This is a genomic window from Acinetobacter sp. YH16031 (assembly GCF_013417335.1).
GTDB lineage: Bacteria > Pseudomonadota > Gammaproteobacteria > Pseudomonadales > Moraxellaceae > Acinetobacter.
In genome coordinates this window covers 1-4,252 of the sequence record NZ_VPED01000076.1, presented here as the reverse complement: position 1 = coordinate 4,252, position 4,252 = coordinate 1, and the positions used below count along the sequence as shown (strand labels likewise).

Annotated in this window: 6 protein-coding genes and 1 pseudogene; 5 read left to right on the top strand and 2 right to left on the bottom strand. The window is 36.1% G+C overall.

Translation table 11 applies throughout. The features are described 5' to 3' along the window. From FTV31_RS17450 to FTV31_RS15695, 4 genes and pseudogenes are all read left to right on the top strand, one after another. Positions 1-71 (top strand): annotated as a pseudogene (locus tag FTV31_RS17450) (DNA-binding protein); the annotation flags it as partial. Positions 72-265: 194 nt separating this feature from the next. Then, on the top strand, positions 266-667 hold the full coding sequence (locus FTV31_RS15705) for a PH domain-containing protein (RefSeq protein ID WP_127801924.1): 402 nt from the start codon (positions 266-268) through the stop codon (positions 665-667). 107 nt (positions 668-774) lie between these two features. Further along, a complete protein-coding gene (locus FTV31_RS15700; protein WP_000286964.1) occupies positions 775-1,077 on the top strand; it encodes a type II toxin-antitoxin system RelE/ParE family toxin in 303 nt (100 codons plus the stop codon). Continuing rightward, the gene (locus FTV31_RS15695) at positions 1,078-1,359 is read left to right on the top strand and encodes an addiction module antidote protein (RefSeq protein WP_000985610.1); all 282 of its coding nucleotides are present in this window, start codon (positions 1,078-1,080) and stop codon (positions 1,357-1,359) included. Between the two features lie 86 nt (positions 1,360-1,445). On the opposite strand, the gene FTV31_RS15690 is transcribed toward FTV31_RS15695, so the two are convergent. Continuing rightward, a complete protein-coding gene (locus FTV31_RS15690) occupies positions 1,446-1,988 on the bottom strand; it encodes a cysteine hydrolase family protein (protein ID WP_044109724.1) in 543 nt (180 codons plus the stop codon). A gap of 83 nt (positions 1,989-2,071) precedes the next feature. Further along, on the bottom strand, positions 2,072-2,956 hold the full coding sequence (locus FTV31_RS15685) for an MBL fold metallo-hydrolase (protein WP_005176778.1): 885 nt from the start codon (positions 2,954-2,956) through the stop codon (positions 2,072-2,074). Positions 2,957-3,088: 132 nt separating this feature from the next. Between FTV31_RS15685 and FTV31_RS15680 the strand changes: the two genes are divergently transcribed. After that, positions 3,089-4,066, top strand: a complete 978-nt coding sequence (locus FTV31_RS15680) for a GlxA family transcriptional regulator (RefSeq protein WP_127801075.1) — start codon at positions 3,089-3,091, stop codon at positions 4,064-4,066. Positions 4,067-4,252 lie beyond the last annotated feature (186 nt).

The window sequence follows — 4,252 nt, the reverse complement described above, 5'->3', positions numbered from 1 at the left end:
TCCCTGAACATATTGAGCCAGAACCAGAAAAAAGGGGCTTCTGGAGCCGTTTTTTCAAGCCCTATGGATGATAGGACTATTTAATCAGACTAATCAAAACCGTGGAACATTGTTTATTTATTGATCGTGGAACATGAAAAATCACTAAAACAGCCTGAGCGTGACTGCTTATGCTGTTTTTACATCCATAAGACATTGTTTTAAAATGGTTTTTACAAAACGTTTCGTATAACGCGTATTATGTTAATTTTAGAGAAATTCAATAATGCAAAAATATAAATCAAAAATAGATTGGTGGGTGATTATAGTTTTGACAGGAAGTTCTTTACTGCTTTTAACCTTAGTCTATAGTCATTTTGATAGCCAAAATTTACATGCAAATATAATTTTTTCCGTCCTTTTAAGTTCTTTAGCTCTAGTGGTTTGGTTACCCATTCCAACAACATACTATGTTGTAGACGGTGAGATATTAAAGATACACAGTATCTTCTTAAAGTGGGAAATTCCATTGAATAGCATTGAAAAGATCGAGGAAACATCAGACTCTTTATCAGCTCCAGCTTTATCTTTAGATAGAATAAGAATTGAATATAAAAAAGATGGTATTCATGAATCAATCATGGTTTCGCCAAGAAATAAAACTGAATTTATAAAACAAATATCTTGATTTATCCCGCATTTAACATAATGGTTGTTATACGAAATTCTGTTATAAGCCCCATACATTCAAGTTTATTTCTTGCATGAATGTATCCTATAGGATACATTAATCTTATGTACTCAATATATACCACTGAAGTCTTTGATGACTGGTTTACTAAGTTAAAAGACCAGCAGGCAAAAAGACGTATACAAGTCCGAATTGATCGGGTTGAAGATGGAAACTTTGGAGATACTGAACCAGTCGGTGAAGGTGTCTCTGAATTACGTTTCTTCTTTGGACCTGGCTACAGGATCTATTACTGTAAGCAAGGGCAAAGGGTCGTTATTCTTTTAGCAGGCGGAGACAAGTCTACGCAAAGTAAAGATATAAAACTTGCCCTACAACTAGCACAAGATTTAGAGGAGGAGCTGTAAATGGCTATCAAACTTCGTAAATGGGACAGTGCTGAACATCTTAAAACAGAAGAAGATATGCAAGCTTACCTACAAGCCTGTATAGATGAATCTAATGGTGATGCGGCATTCATTGCAAAAGCTTTAGGTAATATTGCTAAAGCTAAAGGAATGGCTCAATTATCAAGAGACACAGGTTTAGGCCGAGAAAGTCTTTATAAAGCACTTTCTGGCGATGTAAATCCAAGCTTTGATACTGTTATTAAAGTGGTAAAAGCGCTGAATTTACGCTTAGCAATTTAAAAAAAACTAGTAAAAAAGGGAGCTTAAAGCTCCCTTTTTCAACTTCATATAACGTGTATTATGTTAATTTTAGGAAATCTTAGTCTTTAGCTAACATAATCTTCAGTTGATATTACTTGAGCATATGCAAATTCAAAAGCGGCCATTAATGTTGCATGGACATGACCAGCAGGTACTTTAACGCCATTAAATTCCAAGTCTAGTGTTGCACAAGCATCATGTATCACTTTTACCTTATAACCAAAATCAGAAGCAGCACGAACAGCAGCATCAACACACATATGCGTCATAGCACCAATCACGACTAACTCAGTCACTTGATTGCTATCTAAAATTTCTTTGAGATTCGTATTTAAGAACGCATTGATGTGATTTTTAATGATTACAGCTTCATCTTCTTGCGGCTTAACTGTGTCCTGAAATTCAATACCATTTGAGCTAGGTTCAAATATAGGAGATTCAGCATCAGCAATATGTTGCACATGAATCACTTGAGTACCCAGTTGATGGGCTTTCGCAATTACTTTCACTGCATTAGCAGCAGCTTGTTCAATATTTACCAATGGTAATTTACCTGTAGGTAGATATTCATTTTGTAAGTCGATAACTAATAAAGCTGATTTTGACATACCTATTCCTTTACTTAACTAATATTTGTTTTGTTCTACTTATGTTTTAAAGAAGTGGAATGCTTCCACTTCTTTAAGTCACTTTAGAAAGAAAGCGTTTCACCATCGATAGGAATTAAAACCTTATCTTGGATTCCTTTGTCCTTTACGTAATCTGCAAGCTCAGCACGTGTTACCGACATGTGGTTAATTGCATCCATGTGAACAGCAACCACTTTAGCATTTGGTGCTTTCTGAGTTGCATGATAAGTATCTTCTTTGCCCATAATAATGGATTCTTTAAAGCCATCAACCAAGGCGTTACCTGTATTCAAGACAATCACATCAGGTTTAAATGTTTGAATCGCTTGATCAACTTCAGAACGCCAGATGGTATCTCCTGCTACATAAACAGTTTCATGACCAGCAGCTTCAAATACCACCCCCATTGCTTCGCCTAATCCAGCTTTAAGCTTAGGAATACGGTACATGGCATCAGTACCGTGTTGACCACCAGTTTTAGTGAGCTTAATCCCTTCAAAGGTCGCTTGAGTTAATACACGAACATCTTTGAAGCCTTGTGACTGAATGATTTTCTGGTCTTCTTTATTCTGTACAAACAACGGCATGTTTTTCGGAATAGTCGCTTGTGCTGCATCATCCCAATGATCTAAATGGGTATGGGTCACGATTACCGCATCTACACCTTCTAAAATCGTTTCGGGCTTGATAGGCAAATCGACTAATGGGTTCCGTAAATAGCTACGATGAGTATCGGGGAAACCTTCATAGAACCCTTTTTTAGCAAACATTGGGTCAATTAAAAAGGTTGTATCAGCATAGGTTACTTTAATCGTTGCATTGCGAATTTCTTGTATATGCGTAACTTTAGAAGTATCTCGCTGAACCACCTTATCATTCGCATATAAATGGACTGAAGCCATTGCCAGAGAGAGTGCAATAACAGAGCTACTTAAAATTTTATTCATGTTCCAGATCCAATCATTTAGTCATACTCGAATCATGATAGGAAAAATTAAGCAATAAAATTGTCCTTAAGGACAATCATCGAAACTATTGGGACAACATGCTATATTTATTATTTTAGAGAGGTAGATTGAATGGCTATACCAGTGATTGGATTATTCGTTTATCCCAATATAAATCCATTTCACTTCTCTATCCCCCATATCATTTTTAATATCAAGATTAAAGATAAACGCTTATTTGATCTGAAAATTTTTTCTATAGATGGCCAACCCGTAAAAACAGAACAGTCTATGATGATTATCCCTGATGGTGGGATTGAACTCATTAAAGAGTCGGATCTTATTATTATTCCTGGATGGGATGATTTTAATCATGAGCCTGAACAAGTACTTATCGATGCCCTAAATTGTGCATATCAGACTGGAATTAGAATTGTAGGGTTATGCTATGGAACTTATGCATTGGCATATGCTGGTTTACTTGATCATAAAAAAGCAGCTACGCACTGGATGGCTGAACAAGATTTTAGTGAGCGATTTCCACAGGTTCAGCTTGATCATGATGCCCTGTATGTAGAAGACCAAAGGATCGTAACCTCTGCAGGAACAGGCGCAGCGTTAGACTGCTGCTTGTACTTGGTACGTGAAATCTATAGTGCACAAATTGCAAATAAAGTTTCTAGAGTAATGGTAATTCCGCCTCACCGTGAAGGTGGGCAAGCTCAGTTTATTGAACAGCCAGTAGCAGAGTCGAGCCAAGATGCACAAATTAACCTATTACTTGATTTTTTAAGAAAGAATTTAGCTTTACAACATAATATTGAAAGCTTAGCTGAACGGACACATATGACACGTAGGACGTTCACACGGCATTTTAAGAAAGCGACAGGTATGACCTTAGTCGATTGGCTGAATACTGAAAGAATCAGATTAAGTTGTGAACTCTTAGAAACGACAAACTTGTCTATCGAAAAGATAACCGAGCTTTCAGGTTTTAATAATACCGTGTCATTTAGAAAGAATTTCCGTGAAAAATATGGCACCAGCCCTCAGGCATGGAGAAAAGCTTTTGGGATCATTAATGAGAATAATCCGCCCCATTTAACATAATGGCTGTTATAAGAAATGAAAAAAACCTAGACCGAAGTCTAGGCTTTAAATTTTAAAAACACATAAAAATTAAGGCTATAGTCTCAATTTTTCAACTTCGTATAACGTGTATTATGTTAATTTCAGGAAAACTTAAAAAATGAAGAAATTACAAATCATCTTTTCAGTAATTTTAGTCATAGTAAT